Genomic DNA, 18,641 nt, shown 5'->3' with positions numbered 1-18,641 from the left:
ATGGGAATCGAACGCGGTGGACTGAAGACGTGGAGCGCGCTGGCTGGTAACAAAAAGCGCCCGAGCGAGTACGAAATCGTCACGTACAAGCTGCATTACCGTAATCGCAAACCGGACGCTGCCTACGAGCAGAGCCCGGACAGTATGATGAACCAGTGGTATCGCAAGCATGTACGCGACTCGCTGTTGAAGCACGACGACTGGGACGCGTTCCGTGACCCGGACCAGGTCACGTACCGCTCGTACACTGCGATGCAAGACGCTCACGAAGAGTACGTCGATGGCCTGCTCAAGAACCATACGGACACCGGCCACGACAGCAAGCTCAAATCCGAATGGGTGGAGAAGCTGAAGTCGCACTACACCCCGCTGCGTTACTTGATGACGACGCTGCAGATGGGCAGCGCGTACATCGTGCAGATGGCACCAGCGAGCACGATTACCAACTGCGCAGCGTTTCAAGAAGCGGACTCGTTCCGGTGGCTCTCCCGTACGGCATATCGTACGAAGCAGTTGTCGCTCGCTTACCCCGAAGTTGGCTTCGCAACCAGTGAGCGCGGCGCTTGGGAAGACGACGAAGCATGGCAAGGCTTCCGAGAGCTGATGGAGAAGGCACTTGCGACCTACGACTGGGCTGAGAACCTCTTTGCCATCAACGTCGTTGCTGCGCGAGCAATCGACGAAGCAATTCGTCAACTCGGACACACGGCCCAAGCCAACGGCGACACGCTGACGGCAATGCTGTGCGACGCACAGCTCCGCGACGCCGAGCGTTCGCGCCGTTGGACCTCGGCTTGGCTGAAGCACGCCCTCGGCCAAACAGGGAACGCGGAAGTGCTGGCTCAGTGGAAGGCGAAGTGGGAGCCGCTTGAATCGAAGGCCCTCGAAGCGTATTGCAGTTCGCTGTCGGGTGAAACGGGTGCTGTCGCTGCCAAGCGTGCGGTTACTCATTTCCACAGCCAGGCCGGGCTTGCCTGAGCTGAGTTCCACCTGATGCGCCGAAGGAGACAGGGATGACAATCGAAGAGGGCGGGGCAGCAGTCGTTGCGGACTCTCGCGTCGAAATTTCATGCAAGGACGGCAAGTCGTTCTTTTGTGACGAAGGCGACACGATTTTGTCGGCCGCGCTGCGCTCCGGCATCGGACTCGCATACGAGTGCAATGCCGGTGGCTGCGGAAGTTGCAAGGTACTTCTCGAATCGGGAGATGTCTTTGACATGCAGCCTGACGCTCCAGGCATCAAGCCGAGGGAGCGGGAGCGGGGCAAGGTACTCGCCTGTCAATGTAAGCCGACCGGCCCATGCGCCGTGTCGTTCAAGGAGGACGAGGAGTGTATTCCGAAGATTGCACCTCGGATTGCAACAGCGACGTTCGTGGGTTCTCGCGCCGTTACTCATGACCTGCGTGAGTTCACCTTCCGTGTTTCTGGCGGAATGAACTTCATCGCCGGGCAGTACGCCCTGCTGTCATTGCCCGGTGTGAATGGAAGGCGGTCTTATTCCATGTCAAATCTGGCGAACGAGGATGGCATCGTGCAGTTCATGATTCGACGTGTCCCCAACGGGAAGGCGACGAAAGTTCTCTTCGAAGACCTGCAAGAGGGCGCGGATTGCGTAATCGACGGTCCTTACAGCTCCGCATTCCTTCGGGAGGACACGACGCGAGAGATTGTCTGCATCGCCGGCGGTTCGGGTCTGGCGCCGATGGTCTCGGTCGTTCGAGGGGCACTGGCGTCATCGGCTCTCGAAAACGTTCGAGTCCACCTGTACTACGGTGGTCGCGAACCTAAGGACATCTTCTCGTTGGACCTCTTCGATGAGTTGGCCGCGGCACAGCATCGGCTTGAGTTTGTCCCAGCCTGCTCTTGTGCGCCAGAATTGCTCGAGGACTGGACTGGCGAGCGCGGCTTCGTGCATGACTGCGTTGCGAAGAACCTTGCAGACAAATTTGCGAATTGCGAGTTCTACATGGCTGGACCTCCGCCGATGGTCGACGCCGTGCGACGCATGTTGTTGCTCGAGCATTCCGTGGCTGCCGAACGGGTCCACTACGACCGCTTTTTCTGAAATCTTTGAGAGCTATTGAGCACGCTATGACAGACATCGCCGCAGTATCGACAAAGGAGCAGCAGCGTTGGGCGTTCCCGCAGGTTCGGAGGGTGGGTTCGACAATCTATGTCGGACTGCAGGTTCCGGGCGCGGAGCTTTCCAGCATCGAAGACCAGACGCATCACGTGTTCAAGTCTTTGGTTTCCGCGTTGGAAAGCCAGGGCGGTTCGATGAGTGACCTGACGAAGCTTCACACGTACTATCAATTCGAGGGAGAGGGCCGAGATGTCACGGATTACTGGGAGCAGATGACGGCAGTCCGCCTCCAGTATTTGGCTAACCCCGGTCCGGCAGCAACCGCACTTCGTATTGCTGGTCTGTGGCCCGCGGGTCCGCTCATCGGTGCGGATGGCATCGGCGAGGTTGGCGGCGCCAAAAAGCGAATCATGCCGGACCACGCGTGGGATTGGAGTATCCCCACACCGTTTTCGCAAGGGTGGCTGGTCGGCGACAAAAAGGTCTACGTTGGTGGCCAAATATCTGCCGACCGGCAAGGCAAGGCTCTTGCTGCCGGTGATGTGGTTGCGCAAGCAAAGAACGCGCTTGAGTACATTCGCCATGTGCTCATGGACGCGGGCTCGAATTGGGACGACGTCGTCACGCTCAAGATTGCGTACCAGCACACCGGGGACGACACCGAAAGTCGCGCGCTGCTCCAGGAAATCATCAAGCAGGCAGAAGAGCTCTTTCCCAACAACAAGCCCGCGCTCATTCCATTCGGAGTGAACCTGCTTTACGAAGGCCTTGTTCTTGAGATTGACGCACTCGCGGTTAAGGGAAGCGAACGTCGCGCGCTCAATGCACCTGGGAGTCAGACGTGGAAGGCACCTGAAGACAACTTCGAGATTGCATGGCAAGTCGGTGACGAGATTTACCTCGGCGGCATTTCCGCTCCTGGCGGGGCCTCTCTCGACGCCCAATTGGAGGCATCGATGGGTCGCGTCGGAGAAACCCTTCGTGCGGCGTCCTCCGATTTCGGTGACCTCGTGAAGCTCAACATTTATGTGAGCGGCGACGCGAAGTCAGCGGCTCGAGATATGGAACTTGTTGCCGGCACGCTGGAGAACTTCCTTGAAAAAGGGAAGACGGTAGTCTCCATCGTACGAGTCGAGGCTTTGCCTCGTCCGGGCCAGCGTGTCCAGGTCGACGGCGTGGCAGTCACCAACCAGTAACAGTTCACCAATAGGACCGAGAAAACATGATTAAGAATCCCTTCCCCTGGCCGAACGGGGCTCGCTGTGCAGTCGTGTTCACGTGGGACATGGACTCGGACAGCATTTTGCACCTCGCTCATCCGAACGACGCCGACACGCGTCTGTCGACAAACTCCATGCTTCGCTATGGCCCGCAAATTGGCGTGCCGCGAATCATCGACGTTTGCAAGTCGTTCGGCGTCAAGCAGACGTTTTTCGTTCCGGGCTGGTGCGCAGAACGATACCCGGAAGCCATCGAACTCATGGTGAAGAACGGCCATGAAGTGGCGCTGCATGGCTATCTGCACGAATACCCCAACGAATTGTCGGCAGAAGAGGAGCGTTTCTGGACGGTCAAGGGCGCCGACGCAATCGCGAAAATTGCCGGCAAGCGTCCGGTTGGCTACCGCGCTCCTTGGTACAAGTACTCGAAGGTGTCCACCGATATCCTCGCGGAAGAAGGATTCAAGTGGGACACGTCGTTGATGGGCGATGACAATCCGTATGTCATCAAATCCGCGAAGGGAAGCCTCATCGAACTGCCGTCTCGTTGGCAACTGGACGACTGGCCGCAGTTCGTTCACAACCATGACCTCGACTTCATGATGCCGATTGCATCGCCGCAATACGCGATGGAGGTCTACATGGCCGAGTTCTATGCAATGTGGGAGCACGGCGGCATCTGGGTCAATTGCTTCCACCCGTTCTGTACGGGGCAGGTCGCTCGGATGATGATGTTCTCCGAGATGATTGGCAAGATGCAGGCCAAGGGCAACGTGTGGTTCGCGACCGGTGAAGAAGTGGCTGCGTATGTGCGGAAGATGATTGACGAAGGGAAGTACGACCCGCGCGTCGACCATCTGCCGTTCTACGAAGGCCGTCTCCCCGAGCTCTCTGGCGACTACTTCCAGAAGTCGCGTTAATCGACGTAGGGGAGGATTCCATGTGTGGGCTGTGTGCTGCGCTGAACGCTAGCAATGGGTGGAACGACGTTGCTGGCAAGTCTGAGTTTGCTGTCAACGGCAGACCGATGACCCGTCGCGAGGAGCGAGACTTTCTCGTGGGAATCGTGAATCGCACACTAGTCCACTATGGAATCTCCGTGAATGACTGGGGCGGCAGCTCTTACGTCGTCACCAATCGTGATGGCAAAAGCGCGAACGTCTTCAATCTGAGTGGGGTCTGGAATGCGGCGGATGCGGTCTCCGCACTTCCGACTGACCCGCTAGACGAGAATCTCCTCAACAGCCTCGAAAAATCCATGTTGGGGCAGCAATGAGTCTCCGCGAAGCGACAGTCATAACAGGGTTCCTAGGAAGCGGTAAGACGACGCTTTTGAACCAGATGCTTGTGCATCCGCAGAACGCGAGGTCTGCCGTTCTTGTCAACGAATTCGGCGAGGTCGGCATTGACAACCACCTCCTTCGATTCACGTCGGAACGCGTAGCTGTCGTGGCCGGCGGCTGCATCTGCTGTTCGGTTCGGGAAGACATCGAAGAAGCCGTCAGACATCTTCTTGAGCAGGAAGAAGAGGGTGTGATTCCTCCGTTCGAGCACTTGTATGTGGAGACGAGTGGACTGGCGGACCCCGCTCCGCTAATTCAAACCTTTCAGTCGTCGCCCGTACTCCGGTCGCGTTTCGAGCTCACGAGTGTAGTTGCGACTGTCGACGCGGCGTTGGGCACGGAGACGCTCAATCGTTTCACGGACGCTGCTCGTCAGGTCGCGCTTGCTGATGTTGTGATTGTCACCAAGATGGACCTTTGCAATGCGCCAGGTCATGTCGAGCGACTTGCTGCCGAAATTAAGGCAGTCAACTCCGACGCAAAGGTACTGGTTCCGAAAACGCCGGAACGTAACGAAGTTGTCTCGATGCTTTTGGACCAAGTCCGTGCCGCTCGGAATATCGAGCCTGCTCGGAATCTCTCGGGCACACGCGTTCACTTGCTTAACACCGGTATCACCAGCTTCGGGCTGGTTATTGAGCAGCCACTCGATTGGACTGCCTTTGGAGTTTGGTTGACGTGGTTGCTCCACCGGCATGGCTCGGATGTCTTGCGAGTGAAGGGACTTTTGTGGGTTTCGCAATCGGAAGGCGGCCCTGTCGAGTTTCATGCTGTACAGCATATGGTGTTTCCTCCGAAGCACCATAACGAATGGGGAGCGACGCCGCAGCAATCCCACCTGACATTCATCGTCAACAACCTCGAAGCATCCCTCATCGAGCGTTCGCTTCGTGTCTTCATGCGACTCGCGGGAGAGAAAGGGCTCGGAAATGAGGGTCGAAATGCAGCGATGCCACTTGGAGCCGGCAGGACAATTGGCGGTCGACCGGTTCGCCGCCCAGGTGCTCCTAGATGGATGAAGTAACTCCTCGCTGCCACTGAACTAACCTTAGAGATTACCTCCGCCAAACGCTGTTTGGCGGATGGCTGAGTGTTGCCGAAAAGAACGATTTACGGAGATAGTCAAATGGATGCTTCAGTGAAACTGCTTACGGCCACGCCCGTTGAAGCACTGGCTCTGACTAAGGACCTTGTCCGCATACCGTCAATAAATCCCCCTGGCAACGAAGAAGCATGTGCGAAATACCTTGCGGAAGTGCTCGCTGACATTGGTTTCGAAGTCCACTTGCATTCGTTCGGAGCTGGTCGATTTAACCTAGTCGCAAACATCCACGGCCGGCAAGGTGGGAAACCCATCGGATTTACGGGGCATTTTGATGTTGTGCCGTTGGGGACGCGGAAGTGGAACTTCGACCCTTTTGGCGCGATTGAAAGTGAAGGGCGTGTTTACGGCCGTGGAACCAGCGATATGAAGGGAGGCATTGCGGCGTTCGTCGCTGCTTGCTCGCAAAGCATCGAGGAGCTACGTGAGGGAAACGGCGTCCAACTGATTATCACGGGAGGTGAGGAGACCGGATGCGATGGCGCGAAGGCGCTTGCGGGCTCCTCCGGGCTGTTGAAGCCACTCAGTCTTCTCCTTGTCGGAGAAATGACGGCGAACTATCCTTTTGTCGGGCACAAAGGGGCGCTTTGGGTCCGTGCGTCTGCTACCGGCAAGACAGCGCATGGCGCTATGCCGGAGCAGGGCGACAACGCTATCTATAAGGCGACTCAGGCCATTCAGAAGATACGCGGCTTTGGAATCGAGGAGTCGACGCATCCGTTGATGGGCCACGCCACCATGAACGTCGGCACCTTCAAGGCCGGCACGAACGTGAACTCTGTTCCCGACCGAGCGGAATTCGAGGTGGACTTCCGCACAGTTCCGGGCATGGACCATCAATGCATCTGCACACGACTGTCTCGTTTTTTGACCGATGACATTGGCCTGACGTCGATGGTCGATGTGCCGCCGTTAAGTACCGACCCCGAAGCGTTGGCGGTCAAGAGGGTGTTCGGGCTATGCGAATCGCTCCATCACCAGCCTATCGTTGCTCGCGCGGTGCCGTACTTTACTGACGGCAGCGTCTTGTTACCTGCAACCGGAAATCCGCCAACAATTATTTTGGGACCTGGTGAGCCCAAGATGGCTCACCAGACAGACGAGTATTGCTACGTCCACAAAATTGCCGAAAGCGTGACGCTCTATCGCTCCATCATCCAGAGCATTAGCAACGACCCACTCTACTAGGCGCTCGCAGAGGAAACGTCAGGCCTTTGAATGGCATGTGTGACATGAGGAGGAATAAGTGTTTCCTCTAAGGCAAGTAACTTGACTTGAATAGCCAGAGTCAAATATAGTTGTTTTAACCAAGCCGGAGAGAACGCACAGCGTCGCCGAAGGGGACTTAAAACTCTCAGGCAAAAGGACGGCTTGGTTGCTGATTGCATCTATACATCAGCGAAATCTCTGGAGAGAGACCTGAAATCAGGTCCACCGAAGGGGCAAGGTCGCGAAGCGACTCTAATCTCTCAGGTACCAAGGACAGAGAAAAAGACATCCCTACGGATGCGTTTCATTCTGTCAACCTCGAAGAGATATGGCCAATACCGTTAGCAGTTTGCTGCGCACGCCGCTCGCAGCTAGCCACACAGAGGCCGGTGCACGAATGGTCGATTTTGGCGGGTGGCAGATGCCCGTCAATTACGGCTCCCAGATTGAAGAACATCATGCGGTCCGCACTGACGCCGGGATGTTCGACGTCTCGCACATGTGCGTCGTTGATTTGAGCGGTCCCGATACGCGAGAGCTTCTTCGCAGGCTCGTCGCGAACAACGTCGATAAGCTCAAGGTCGCAGGTAAGGCGCTTTACACATGCATGCTCAATCAACAGGGCGGCGTCGTAGACGACCTCATCATCACTTTCCTGAATGAAGTTTGGTTTCGTCTCGTCATCAACGCGTCCACCGCAATCACTGATATTTCCTGGATTCGAGCTGTCATAGCACGGAGCAATCTGAAGGTGACGCTCGTACCGCGCCGCGGCGATTTGGCCAGCCCGGAATTGGCGCTCGCCATCATCGCGGTGCAGGGTCCACAAGCTCGAGAGAAGTTCTGGCGTGCGGTTCCAACGACAAAATCCCTCACAGATGAGTTGAAGCCATTCAATGCAGCCCTCGTTAGTGATTCGACCTTCGGCGAACTCATGGTTTCGAGAACTGGCTACACCGGTGAAGATGGCTTCGAGATAGTTTCGAGGGCCGATGCCGCTCCGCTGCTTTGGAAGACGCTGTCTGAAAACGGCATCCGTCCGGCCGGCCTCGGCGCGCGTGACACCTTGCGGCTTGAAGCAGGCATGAATCTCTATGGCCAAGACATGGACGAGACAGTCTCCCCGCTCGATGCCGGCCTTGCATGGACCGTCGATTTGAAATCAGACCGTGAGTACATGGGTCGACAAGGCGTTGAACATCGCGGCGTTTCAGCGCAGACGATAGGTGCCGTCGTGTTCGGCGAAGGCGGGATTCCGCGAGCGGGACAGGCCATTCACGTAGCAGGTGGGGAAGGGGTCGTAACGAGTGGCACCTTCAGTCCCACGATGCAACGTCCAATCGCAATAGTTCGAGTTCCCATGTCGGTCAAGCCGGGCGACGAATTGGTTATTTCCGTTCGAGGAAGAGAACTGGCCGCCGTCGCCGTCCGCTTGCCGTTCGTCCGAAATGGCGGCGTCCTCTCACAAGTCTGAGCCTCACTTATAACGGCCTCTTATACGAGTGCCATACAAAGAACATTGGAGAAGAACATGGATTTTCCGCAAGAGCTTCGTTACACCGCCTCCCACGAGTGGATTCGAGTTGGCCCCGACGGTATCGCTGCCATCGGATTGACGTCGCACGCCGGCGAGGCACTCGGTGACATCGTGTTCGTGGAGCTCCCGAACGTTGGCGCGGATGTTACTGCGGGTTCGGCTTGCGCGTTGGTCGAGTCGGTGAAGGCTGCGTCTGACATTTATGCTCCGCTGACGGGGAAGGTAACGGCCATCAACGAGACCGTCAAGAACTCGCCCGACACCATGATGGAAGCGCCCTACGAGAACTGGCTCTTCAAGATTTCCTTCGATGGCGAGCAGCAACTCGCTCCGCTTTTGTCTGCCGATGACTACGCCCACGGCCTCGAATAAGTTCGCGCGCCCATTCGTAACTCTCTAGGTAAGGGACTATGAACGAACCACATCCGAAGTTTCTGCACGACGAGCAGCTCGAGTCGCTCGAAGCGCGCGACGCATTTGTTGCCCGACATGTCGGCCCGAATTTGGAAGACCAAGAAGCAATGCTTCGCGAGCTTGGTTATCGGACGAGGGCAGAGTTGATTGACGACATCGTGCCCGAAGCCATCCGCCGACGCGAGCCGCTCGCGCTCGAACAGTTTGCGGGAGGTCTGCCGGAAGAGGAGGCGCTCGCTTCCTTGCTGCAAATTGCACAAAAAAACAAGGTTCTGAAGAACTTCATTGGACAGGGCTACTACGGCACGCACACGCCGAAGGTCATTCTGCGCAACATCTTGGAGAATCCGGCATGGTACACGGCATATACGCCGTATCAGCCAGAGATTTCTCAAGGTCGACTTGAGGCAATGCTGAACTTTCAGCAGATGGTCACCGATTTGACCGGCCTTGATGTCGCAAACGCGTCGATGCTCGACGAAGGGACGGCGGCAGCAGAAGCCATGACACTGCTGCGGCGAGTTGGCAAGAGCCATTCCAACGTGTTCGCGGTTGCTGATGATGTCTTGCCACAGACCATCGAAATCGTGATGACGCGTGCCGCGCCTCTGGGTATCGAGGTGAGAGTGTGCCCGTCGGACGAGCTTGTTGCGCAAGATGCCTTCGGTGTGCTCGTTCAATACCCTGGTGTAAACGGCGACGTGATTGACTACCGCGACCTTGCGCAGAAGGTGCATGTGCAAGGCGGCTTTGTGGTTGCGGCTGCGGACCTGCTCGCCCTTACTCTCATCAAGAGTCCCGCCGACTGGGGTGCTGACGTTGCAGTCGGGACGTCCCAGCGTTTTGGCGTGCCGCTTGGCTTCGGTGGTCCGCACGCTGGCTACATGGCAGTGAAGGACGACTTCAAACGTTCCATGCCGGGTCGACTTGTCGGAATCACGATTGATGCGAATCAGAACCGCGCGTATCGACTCGCACTGCAAACTCGCGAACAGCACATCCGTCGCGAGAAGGCAACGTCGAATATCTGCACGGCGCAGGTTCTATTGGCGGTGATTGCGTCGATGTATGCGGTCTACCACGGCCCCCAAGGCCTGCGACGGATTGCGACGCGAGTTCATCGCCTGACGTCTGTGTTGGCAGCGGGGGTCAAGCGTCTCGGTTACAAAATCGAGAACGAGACGTTCTTCGACACGCTCACCATCTCCTCGAACGGACGAACCAGCGATATTCACGCGGCAGCCGAAAGCCGAGGGGTGAACCTTCGTCGAGTCAGCGACCATCAGGTTGGCATTTCACTCGACGAGACGGCGACGCGAGCGGACGTATTGGTGCTGTTGGAGGTCCTCGCCCAAGCTCGACCGGTGCCTTCGTTTGCCGAGTGTGAGGGCGCAGCCGAACTAGGCTTTGGCGCAGACATGCATCGTGTCAGCAGCTACCTGACTCACCCGGTGTTTAATCGCTTCCACTCGGAGCATGAAATGCTCCGATATATCCGTAGTCTCGGCGACAGAGACCTTGCGTTGGACCGGTCGATGATTCCATTGGGTTCGTGCACGATGAAGTTGAACGCCACGAGCGAGATGGTGCCGGTGACGTGGCCCGAGTTCTCTTCCATTCACCCGTTCGCACCCGAATCGCAAACGGCTGGCTATCTCGAGATGATTGCGCAACTCGAGGCGATGCTGTGCGCCGTGACCGGCTATGCTGGCGTGAGCATTCAACCGAACGCTGGTTCCCAGGGGGAATATGCGGGGCTGTTGATTGTGAAGGCCTATCACGAGGACCGAGGCGAAGGTCATCGGAACATCTGCCTTATTCCATCTTCGGCTCACGGAACGAATCCCGCTTCCGCACAGATGGTGGGATTCGAAGTCGTGGTTGTCGCATGCGACCGTGACGGCAACGTAGACCTTACGGACTTGAAGGCGAAGGCCGAGCAACATAGCCAGAAGCTCGCTGCCATCATGATTACGTATCCGTCAACTCATGGCGTCTTTGAGGTCAACGTCCGGAAAATCTGCGAGATTGTTCATGAGCACGGCGGCCAAGTATACGTCGACGGCGCCAACATGAATGCTATGGTTGGACTCGCGGCGCCGGGCGGCTTCGGTGGAGACGTGTCGCACCTGAACCTGCACAAGACGTTCTGCATCCCGCACGGCGGCGGTGGACCCGGCGTTGGTCCGGTTGCAGTGGGTCCGCATCTAGTTAAGTATTTGCCGAACCAGCATTGCACGGGATATGAGCGCGAGGCCGAAGGCATCAGCGCCGTGTCTGCAGCTCCATTCGGCTCGGCAAGTATTCTGCCTATCTCCTGGATGTACATCGCCATGATGGGCGCGGCTGGACTCCAGGCAGCCTCGGAAGTGGCGATTTTGTCCGCTAACTACATCGCGAAGCGACTCGCCCCGCATTTCGCGGTGTTGTACTCCGGAGAGAAGGGACTCGTCGCACATGAGTGCATCCTGGACATTCGGCCGTTGCAAAAAGCAACCGGAATTACGAACGAAGACATCGCGAAGCGTCTCATCGACTACGGTTTTCATGCTCCCACGATGAGCTTTCCGGTCTCCGGTACGCTCATGGTTGAGCCGACGGAGAGTGAGTCTATTGAGGAAATCGACAGATTCATCGACGCGATGATTGCTATCCGGGGCGAGATTGATAAGGTCCAAACCGGCGCATTCGACAAAGTCGATAATCCGCTGAAATGCGCGCCTCACACGGCGCAGAGCGTGACGAGTAATGAATGGTCACACGCATACTCTCGCGAAGAAGCTGCCTATCCGATTGCATCGGTTGCCGCCCGCAAATACTGGCCAACGGTAGGTCGCGCGGACAACAGCTACGGCGATAGAAATCTCTTCTGCTCGTGTGCCCCGATAGATGCCTATTGATTCTGTCGTCGTTCGATATGGGCGAGACGATTTAACGTATTCAGGAGATGAAGATGTTTAGCGACGGATTGAGCATTCAGCATTTTGACCCGGAACTCGGCGACGCAATCAACGCAGAAACCCATCGCCAAGAGTCGCACCTCGAGCTCATAGCATCGGAAAACTACGCGAGTACGCGCGTGCTGGAGGCACAGGGCACCGTCCTGACCAACAAATACGCTGAGGGGTATCCCAATAAGCGCTACTACGGCGGGTGCCAGTTCGTCGATGTGGTCGAACAGCTCGCCATCGACCGCACCAAGGCTTTGTTCGGGGCTGCTTGGGCCAATGTGCAGCCGCATTCGGGCTCTCAGGCGAACGCTGCGACCTACATGGCGCTTCTGCAGCCTCACGACACCATTCTTGGGATGAGTCTGGCTCACGGCGGTCACCTGACCCACGGCGCTTCCGTGAACTTCTCCGGCAAAATCTATAAGGCGGTGCAATACGGCATCGACTCGTCCGGTCGGATTGACTACGACCAGCTGGAGAGCATCGCGACCGAATGCAAACCGAAAATGCTGGTCGCAGGGTTCTCCGCATATTCGCGATATCTGGACTTCCCGCGCTTCAGAGCCATTGCGGACAAGGTGGGCGCGTTGCTCATGGTTGACATGGCACACGTGGCCGGTCTTGTCGCTGCGGGCGTCTATCCGAGCCCGTTGCCGTACGCCGATATCGTGACGACGACGACACACAAGACGCTTCGAGGTCCGCGTGGCGGTCTAATCTTGGGGCGTGCAAATCCCGAGATTGAGAAGAAAATCAATTCGATGGTGTTCCCGGGCGCTCAAGGTGGCCCCCTCATGCATGTCATTGCTGCTAAGGCTGTCGCCCTTAAAGAAGCGATGCAACCGGACTTTATCGAGTACCAGAAGCAGGTCGTCGAAAACGCGCGAGCGATGGCAGATGCCTTCATCGCCCGTGGCTTCAACATCGTGTCGGGCGGCACTGACAACCATCTGTTTCTGGTCAACCTCGTTGACAAGGGAATCACGGGTAAGGCGGCAGACGCAGCGCTAGGCCAAGCCGGCATCACGGTCAACAAAAATGCGGTGCCAGATGACCCGCAGTCGCCGTTTGTCACGAGCGGTATTCGAATCGGTACGCCTGCACTCACCACCCGTGGGATGGGCAAGACCGAGGCTGTTCTCGTCGCCGGTTTGATTTGTGACATCCTTGACGACCTCGAAAATCAGGAGGTTAACGAGCGGGTCAAGGCGGACATCGCGAGACTGTGTCGAGATTTTCCGGTCTACCCCCAAGCAGCTCAACGTAAGTAAGGGGCGATTATGGCGCTGAGCGTATTCGACCTTTTCAAGGTGGGCATCGGCCCTTCCAGTTCTCACACTGTGGGCCCGATGAAGGCCGCAGCTCAGTTTGTCCAGGGAATTGAGGACGACGCTCACCTCTTCGCGCGTGTTTGTCGCGTGAAGGTTGAGCTTTACGGGTCGCTCAGTGCCACCGGTAGGGGGCACGGGACGGTAACCGCTGCGATTCTGGGTCTGGAGGGTAAGCATCCGGAGACGGTCGACGTCGATTCCATTGAGCCGTCGATTGCACGCACGCGGGAAACTCGCTCCATCGAGCTCGGCGGGAAACGGGCCATCGAGTTCGAGGAGAGGCGGGATATCGTTTTCTTCCGAAAGTCGCTTCCCGCTCACCCGAATGCCATGAAGCTGTTCGCAATCGGAGAGGACCGCGAGACGGTTCTGCGGGAAGAGACTTACTACTCAATTGGTGGTGGGTTCATCGTCAGTGCATCAAGCGGTGGCGTCGTCGCAACTGCAGAATCGCAGGAAGTCCGGTTCCCATTCAGCACAGCAGTCGAGCTCCTGCAGGTATGCCAAAAGGAAAGGAAGAGCATTGCTGAGCTTGTGATGGTCAATGAGGCCACCTGGCGACCGGAAAACGAGGTAAGGGCGCGACTGCTGGAGATTTGGGGGGTGATGCAACAGTGTGTGGCGCGTGGATGCAAGACTGAGGGTGTAATGCCCGGACCATTGCAGGTAAAGAAAAGGGCTGCTGCGCTGTACCGGAAGCTCACGGCTTCTCCGGAAAAGGCGATGCAGGACAGCCTTTCGGTCATGGACTGGGTCAACCTCTATGCGTTGGCAGTGAATGAAGAAAATGCTGGCGGTGGAAGAGTCGTGACGGCGCCGACTAACGGCGCCGCTGGCATCGTACCCGCCGTGCTGCACTACTACTCGAGATTTGTTCCGCACGCTGATGAAGAGGGCGTTATTCGCTTCCTCTTGACTGCGGGGGCAATTGGAATGCTATATAAGCTCAATGCCTCCATCTCTGGTGCTGAGGTCGGTTGCCAAGGTGAAGTTGGTGTCGCCTGTTCAATGGCGGCCGGCGGACTCGTCGCTGCAATGAAAGGCTCTCCCGAGCAAGTCGAGCACGCGGCAGAAATAGGGATGGAGCACAATCTCGGCCTGACCTGTGACCCAATCGGTGGATTGGTTCAGGTGCCATGCATCGAGCGCAACGCGATGGGCTCAATCAAGGCAATCAACTCGGCGCGAATGGCTCTGCAAAGCGATGGCCAGCACTATGTGTCCTTGGATAAGGTCATCAAGACCATGGCGGAGACCGGCGCGGATATGAAAACCAAGTACAAAGAGACTGCTCGGGGAGGCCTTGCGGTCAATGTCATCGAATGTTGAAGCTCGGCAGCGGTCCTTCTCCGCGGTTCGTAACGGCGTCGACTCGTTCACAGAATTGGATTCACAGGTTCGCGTGGTTCCGGACTGCCGCCGCGTGTTCTTTCGCCGACTGTCGAGCGCTTCGAAGGGCGAGAGCCTTGATATCGATGTTTTCGTTCCCTACGAACTCTCGCCGTCGGCGTCGGACAACATAACTGACGTCTTCGACTACGAGTGCATCTACGAGGTTGTGAAGGGTGTAGCGGACGGGTTCGGACTCTCTATCGAGGTAGAGATTGCAAGGCGCTTGTTTGCATGGCGTCAAGTCAAAGCGGTCACGGTCCGTGTTACGTCGCAGGTCGACTCTCAGAATTAGTAAGGTTGATTTGCTTTGCCGGTGCGGAATTCGGAGGGTTACACATACAAATTAGGATAACAAAAGAATAATGCTGTGAAATTGGAATCAAAGAAACTCAAGAAATCAGCTTTTAATTGGAAGGAAGGGAGAGTAATTTTGCGCAAAGTTCTTATGTCGATTGCGGTATTGAGCACATTTGCGATGGCGTCGCAAGCCTTCGCTCAGTCGAGCGTGACGCTCTATGGAATCATCGATACATCGATTCAGTACACTCATAACACGGGTGGCGAGAGTAATCAGATAAAGATGCAGTCGGGCCAAATGTCCATCAGTCAGTGGGGCCTGAAAGGAACTGAAGACCTCGGAGGAGGGTTGAGCGCGCTCTTCACACTGGAAAGCGGGTTCGACGTGAACAATGGTGCGCTATCGAGCAGCGGAGTACTGTTCGACCGTAAGGCGTATGTGGGCTTGTCGCACACGAGCTTAGGTACGGTTACTCTCGGACGTCAGATGGACGTCCTTCAAGACCTGGTCGTGCCCGTACAAGGCAACAATTTTCTCGAATTTCTTACGGCGCCGGGCGATGTTGACCTGTCTGATGGTTCCGTCAAGGTTAGCAATCCGGTGAAGTGGACAAGCCCGGTCTGGGGTGGCCTTCAGGTTGCGGCAATGTACGACTTCGGGAAGGTGGCTGGCGCGACGGGTTCCCGGCAGTCGTACTCGGCAGCGGTCAACTATGTGACTGGTCCTCATACACTCGCGGCCGGCTACATTCATGCTGACAATGGCAATCCAGTTTTTCGACGCGGGGCGCAGGCAGCATGACTTCCATTTTCTTCACGCCCGTGAACGCCGCCTATGCGAGTGCGAGCAAGTTCAATATCGCCCGAGCCGGTGCCGCATACGTGATAGGGCCGGTGACGGTCGGTGGCTACTACAGCTATTCGCAATACCTGGCCGATGGCTCCGCGACCTTCTCGTCGGCGGAGCGTTTCAACAACGGTTCGGCCTTCGCCTATTGGCAGGCGGTGCCGGACGTTTCGCTGGAGGTCCGGTACAACTATTTGAAGTCGCATGGCGACTCGTCAGCCACGTACCACCAGGCGACAATCGCGGCGGATTATCTGTTGAGCAAGCGGACAGACATCGACGCTTCGGCCGGCTATGGCCACGCGTCTGTTTCTAACGGGTTGGGCCCGGCTCAAGCGGTCATCGCAGACAGCTATACCGAGGGCGGAAAGTCCACTCAGGAAATTGTGATGGTTAGCATCCGGCACAAGTTCTGAGGACCCTTTGTCTGGCAGCGTTCTCCTCATTTCGTAATTGACTAGGTTGTTGGAGCATTGAGATGGAAGATTCAATCGCTAGAGGCACTGCGTCCGGCATCGGCGGCTCTCCCGCCGGACAGAGCAATAAGGCGCTGCGTTACGATGCGACGGTGAAACAGAAGTCTCAAGCTAAGACGGCCCACATTCCCATCAAGGTCGTCCCGATGGAGCGATTGAGCAAGCCCGAATGGATTCGAGTCCGGCCTGCGATGGGGAATTCTCGGTTCTACGAGATTAAGCGGATATTGAGGGAGAACGCGCTCCACACGGTCTGCGAGGAGGCTAGCTGCCCAAACATTGGAGAGTGCTTTGGCAAGGGCACAGCGACGTTCATGATTATGGGCGACAAGTGCACTCGCCGGTGCCCGTTCTGCGACGTCGGTCACGGCCGTCCGGACCCACTAGACCCGGACGAGCCGTTGAATCTCGCGCGAACTGTCGGCGCGCTGAAGCTGAAGTATGTCGTGATCACGAGCGTTGACCGGGATGACCTTCGTGACGGCGGCGCAGGACATTTTGTCGAGTGCATTCGACACGTGCGCGAACATTCACCGAACACACGCATCGAGATTTTGACGCCTGATTTCCGTGGGCGTCTGGACCGCGCAATCGGCATCTTGACCGCCGCGCCTCCGGATGTCATGAACCATAACCTTGAGACCGTACCGCGCCTTTACAAGGAAGCGCGACCGGGCTCGGACTACAACCATTCCCTGAAGCTGCTGAAGAACTTCAAGGAGTTGCATCCTGGAGTCACGACCAAGTCGGGCCTCATGGTAGGACTCGGCGAGACAGACGAGGAAATCTTGCAGGTGATGCGAAACTTGCGGGCGCATGACGTGGAGATGCTTACAATTGGGCAATATCTGCAGCCGTCGGAGCATCACTTGCCGGTCCGTGCCTACGTGCATCCTGACACATTCAAGATGTATGAGGAGGAGGCTTACAAGATGGGTTTCACGCACGCGGCTGTTGGTTCAATGGTGCGCTCGAGCTATCACGCCGACCATCAGGCGTACACCGCAGGCGCTGTCGAACGATAGTCGCAAGGGAAGATGGTCACTCAAGGAGTCAAGAGGCCGCGGGCGTACTAATCGCGGGGAGCAGGTCACTGTCGCATCATCGATTGATGCGTTTAGCGAAGGCCCTTATATTGAGAACGGTTATTGCCGTGTGTCCGGACGAGTTCGAACCGTCGCTTCTAGACGAAGCTCGATAAAGAGAGCGGTGACCTTTTAGAAAACAATGCCAGATTCATATCCCCTCGGTCGAGGGATGCTCGTTTCGCTCACGGCTTCCGTCCTCTTTGCGGTCATGACCGCGTACACGAAACTGCTATCGCCGCTCTCCGGACTAGATATATTTGCTTGGCGAGTGGTGTGGACAGTCCCGTGCGCAATATTGTTCGTCACTGCTCGCGGAAGCCTTGCATCGCTTAGAGCACTAACAATACGCGGCCTGTGTGAGCCAAAATTTGCTGCGATGCTCCTCACGTGCGCGGCACTTCTCGGCGTGGAAACATGGTTGTTCTTGTGGGCGCCGCAGCACGGGCGGATGCTGGATGTGTCGATGGGATTCTTCCTGCTACCCATCATAATGGTCATCGTCGGCCGAGTCTTCTATGTCGAGTCGCTTTCGAAGTTGCAGTGGATAGCCGTCGGATGCGCGTCGATTGGCGTAATACATGAATTTTTCGTCACCCGGTCATTCGCATGGCCAACGCTGCTCGTTTCCTTCGGCTATCCACCGTATCTGATGCTTCGACGCAAGATTGGGGGCGACTCCTTCGTTCTATTAGCCGCCGAAATGGCCTTGATGGTGCCAGTAGCATGCTTCGTCATCTGGTCGAACTCCGGTCAGCTCAAGGCTCCAAATCAGTTCGGCCTGTGCTTATTCCTGCTGCCTGGGCTGGGAGTCATCTCAACGTTGGCGCTGGGCAGCTATTTGAAGGCAAGCAGAATGCTGCCGATGGCGGTTTTCGGGATGCTCGGATACGTTGAGCCGATTCTGCTGATAGCGGTGTCCGTTCTGGTTCTTGGGGAGAGCATCACGTCGTCTCAACTGCAGACGTATATCCCAATTTGGATTGGGGTGTTGTTGATGGTCTTCCACAGCGCGCGGGGCTGACCTTCGCGCCGGCTTTATATAATGTCACTGGCGCATTCGCTTCGAACCAGAATACGCGGTACGCACCTTCTCGAACAGTTCGGGCATCGCTGAGTTCACACCGGGGACCGGTGTCAGCGACTGCCTGAGGCTGCTCGAAGGCTTCCTTCTGCATGTAGCAGCGTTCCCGTCCAAGTCCGCAGACGCGCCGTGACACGCCCAAAAGCCTAAACTAGCTCGCGAACGCTTCGTCGTAAGCACCCGGCGAAGGCATCTTGATCGGCAAGACGAGCAGCCCGACGATCATGTCCATGCAAATTTCAAATGGACAGGTGTAAATGATGGACGAA

16 protein-coding genes and 2 riboswitches are annotated in these 18,641 nt (G+C 56.9%); all 16 genes read left to right on the top strand.

The window, feature by feature from the left end; translation table 11 throughout:
- The 16 genes from QCE73_RS38480 to rarD all read left to right on the top strand — a co-directional run bounded on the left by QCE73_RS38480 (nt 1) and on the right by rarD (nt 18,312).
- A complete protein-coding gene (locus QCE73_RS38480; RefSeq protein ID WP_309886007.1) occupies nt 1–978 on the top strand; it encodes an aromatic/alkene monooxygenase hydroxylase subunit beta in 978 nt (325 codons plus the stop codon).
- A 35-nt stretch (nt 979–1,013) separates the two neighbouring features.
- A complete protein-coding gene (locus tag QCE73_RS38475) occupies nt 1,014–2,066 on the top strand; it encodes a 2Fe-2S iron-sulfur cluster-binding protein (RefSeq protein WP_309886006.1) in 1,053 nt (350 codons plus the stop codon).
- Nucleotides 2,067–2,092: 26 nt separating this feature from the next.
- On the top strand, nt 2,093–3,280 hold the full coding sequence (locus QCE73_RS38470; protein ID WP_309886005.1) for a RidA family protein: 1,188 nt from the start codon (nt 2,093–2,095) through the stop codon (nt 3,278–3,280).
- Between the two features lie 26 nt (nt 3,281–3,306).
- A complete protein-coding gene (locus QCE73_RS38465) occupies nt 3,307–4,224 on the top strand; it encodes a polysaccharide deacetylase (RefSeq protein ID WP_309886004.1) in 918 nt (305 codons plus the stop codon).
- Nucleotides 4,225–4,403: 179 nt separating this feature from the next.
- On the top strand, nt 4,404–4,580 hold the full coding sequence (locus tag QCE73_RS38460) for a hypothetical protein (protein WP_309886003.1): 177 nt from the start codon (nt 4,404–4,406) through the stop codon (nt 4,578–4,580).
- Entirely contained in the window at nt 4,577–5,671 is a 1,095-nt protein-coding gene (locus QCE73_RS38455) for a GTP-binding protein (RefSeq protein ID WP_309886002.1), read from the top strand. Before QCE73_RS38460 ends, QCE73_RS38455 begins: the two co-directional genes overlap by 4 nt.
- A gap of 102 nt (nt 5,672–5,773) precedes the next feature.
- The gene (locus QCE73_RS38450; protein WP_309886001.1) at nt 5,774–6,937 is read left to right on the top strand and encodes a M20 family metallopeptidase; all 1,164 of its coding nucleotides are present in this window, start codon (nt 5,774–5,776) and stop codon (nt 6,935–6,937) included.
- A 114-nt stretch (nt 6,938–7,051) separates the two neighbouring features.
- A riboswitch (glycine riboswitch) is annotated at nt 7,052–7,129 on the top strand.
- Nucleotides 7,130–7,146: 17 nt separating this feature from the next.
- A riboswitch (glycine riboswitch) is annotated at nt 7,147–7,245 on the top strand.
- Between the two features lie 41 nt (nt 7,246–7,286).
- The gene (gcvT, locus tag QCE73_RS38445; RefSeq protein ID WP_309886000.1) at nt 7,287–8,432 is read left to right on the top strand and encodes a glycine cleavage system aminomethyltransferase GcvT; all 1,146 of its coding nucleotides are present in this window, start codon (nt 7,287–7,289) and stop codon (nt 8,430–8,432) included.
- A 57-nt stretch (nt 8,433–8,489) separates the two neighbouring features.
- The gene (gene gcvH / locus QCE73_RS38440) at nt 8,490–8,867 is read left to right on the top strand and encodes a glycine cleavage system protein GcvH (RefSeq protein ID WP_309885999.1); all 378 of its coding nucleotides are present in this window, start codon (nt 8,490–8,492) and stop codon (nt 8,865–8,867) included.
- A gap of 38 nt (nt 8,868–8,905) precedes the next feature.
- Entirely contained in the window at nt 8,906–11,809 is a 2,904-nt protein-coding gene (gcvP, locus tag QCE73_RS38435; RefSeq protein ID WP_309885998.1) for an aminomethyl-transferring glycine dehydrogenase, read from the top strand.
- 53 nt (nt 11,810–11,862) lie between these two features.
- Nucleotides 11,863–13,131, top strand: a complete 1,269-nt coding sequence (glyA, locus tag QCE73_RS38430; protein ID WP_309885997.1) for a serine hydroxymethyltransferase — start codon at nt 11,863–11,865, stop codon at nt 13,129–13,131.
- A 9-nt stretch (nt 13,132–13,140) separates the two neighbouring features.
- Nucleotides 13,141–14,520 carry an L-serine ammonia-lyase gene (locus QCE73_RS38425; RefSeq protein WP_309885996.1) on the top strand — a complete coding sequence of 460 codons (1,380 nt, stop codon included), beginning with the start codon at nt 13,141–13,143 and terminating at the stop codon, nt 14,518–14,520.
- Nucleotides 14,521–14,950: 430 nt separating this feature from the next.
- The gene (locus QCE73_RS38420) at nt 14,951–15,682 is read left to right on the top strand and encodes a porin (protein ID WP_309885995.1); all 732 of its coding nucleotides are present in this window, start codon (nt 14,951–14,953) and stop codon (nt 15,680–15,682) included.
- Nucleotides 15,679–16,143 carry a porin gene (locus QCE73_RS38415; protein ID WP_309885994.1) on the top strand — a complete coding sequence of 155 codons (465 nt, stop codon included), beginning with the start codon at nt 15,679–15,681 and terminating at the stop codon, nt 16,141–16,143. The genes QCE73_RS38420 and QCE73_RS38415 overlap by 4 nt, the downstream gene beginning before the upstream one ends.
- A gap of 62 nt (nt 16,144–16,205) precedes the next feature.
- Nucleotides 16,206–17,228 carry a lipoyl synthase gene (lipA, locus tag QCE73_RS38410; RefSeq protein WP_309885993.1) on the top strand — a complete coding sequence of 341 codons (1,023 nt, stop codon included), beginning with the start codon at nt 16,206–16,208 and terminating at the stop codon, nt 17,226–17,228.
- A 202-nt stretch (nt 17,229–17,430) separates the two neighbouring features.
- Nucleotides 17,431–18,312, top strand: a complete 882-nt coding sequence (rarD, locus tag QCE73_RS38405) for an EamA family transporter RarD (RefSeq protein ID WP_309885992.1) — start codon at nt 17,431–17,433, stop codon at nt 18,310–18,312.
- Nucleotides 18,313–18,641: the final 329 nt, after the last annotated feature.

It is taken from the genome of Caballeronia sp. LZ029, assembly GCF_031451275.1.
Taxonomy (GTDB): domain Bacteria; phylum Pseudomonadota; class Gammaproteobacteria; order Burkholderiales; family Burkholderiaceae; genus Caballeronia; species Caballeronia jiangsuensis.
This window is presented reverse-complemented; position numbering and strand designations above follow the sequence as displayed.

Excerpts from the sequence above, each read along its gene's own strand:
- QCE73_RS38475 (WP_309886006.1), top strand. The coding sequence starts at position 1,014 with ATGACAATCGAAGAGGGCGGGGCAGCAGTCGTTGCGGACTCTCGCGTC.
- QCE73_RS38480 (WP_309886007.1), top strand. The coding sequence starts at position 1 with ATGGGAATCGAACGCGGTGGACTGAAGACGTGGAGCGCGCTGGCTGGT.
- QCE73_RS38415 (WP_309885994.1), top strand. The coding sequence starts at position 15,679 with ATGACTTCCATTTTCTTCACGCCCGTGAACGCCGCCTATGCGAGTGCG.
- gcvP (WP_309885998.1), top strand. The coding sequence starts at position 8,906 with ATGAACGAACCACATCCGAAGTTTCTGCACGACGAGCAGCTCGAGTCG.
- QCE73_RS38425 (WP_309885996.1), top strand. The coding sequence starts at position 13,141 with ATGGCGCTGAGCGTATTCGACCTTTTCAAGGTGGGCATCGGCCCTTCC.
- QCE73_RS38450 (WP_309886001.1), top strand. The coding sequence starts at position 5,774 with ATGGATGCTTCAGTGAAACTGCTTACGGCCACGCCCGTTGAAGCACTG.
- QCE73_RS38470 (WP_309886005.1), top strand. The coding sequence starts at position 2,093 with ATGACAGACATCGCCGCAGTATCGACAAAGGAGCAGCAGCGTTGGGCG.
- rarD (WP_309885992.1), top strand. The coding sequence starts at position 17,431 with ATGCCAGATTCATATCCCCTCGGTCGAGGGATGCTCGTTTCGCTCACG.
- QCE73_RS38465 (WP_309886004.1), top strand. The coding sequence starts at position 3,307 with ATGATTAAGAATCCCTTCCCCTGGCCGAACGGGGCTCGCTGTGCAGTC.
- gcvH (WP_309885999.1), top strand. The coding sequence starts at position 8,490 with ATGGATTTTCCGCAAGAGCTTCGTTACACCGCCTCCCACGAGTGGATT.
- glyA (WP_309885997.1), top strand. The coding sequence starts at position 11,863 with ATGTTTAGCGACGGATTGAGCATTCAGCATTTTGACCCGGAACTCGGC.
- QCE73_RS38455 (WP_309886002.1), top strand. The coding sequence starts at position 4,577 with ATGAGTCTCCGCGAAGCGACAGTCATAACAGGGTTCCTAGGAAGCGGT.
- lipA (WP_309885993.1), top strand. The coding sequence starts at position 16,206 with ATGGAAGATTCAATCGCTAGAGGCACTGCGTCCGGCATCGGCGGCTCT.
- gcvT (WP_309886000.1), top strand. The coding sequence starts at position 7,287 with ATGGCCAATACCGTTAGCAGTTTGCTGCGCACGCCGCTCGCAGCTAGC.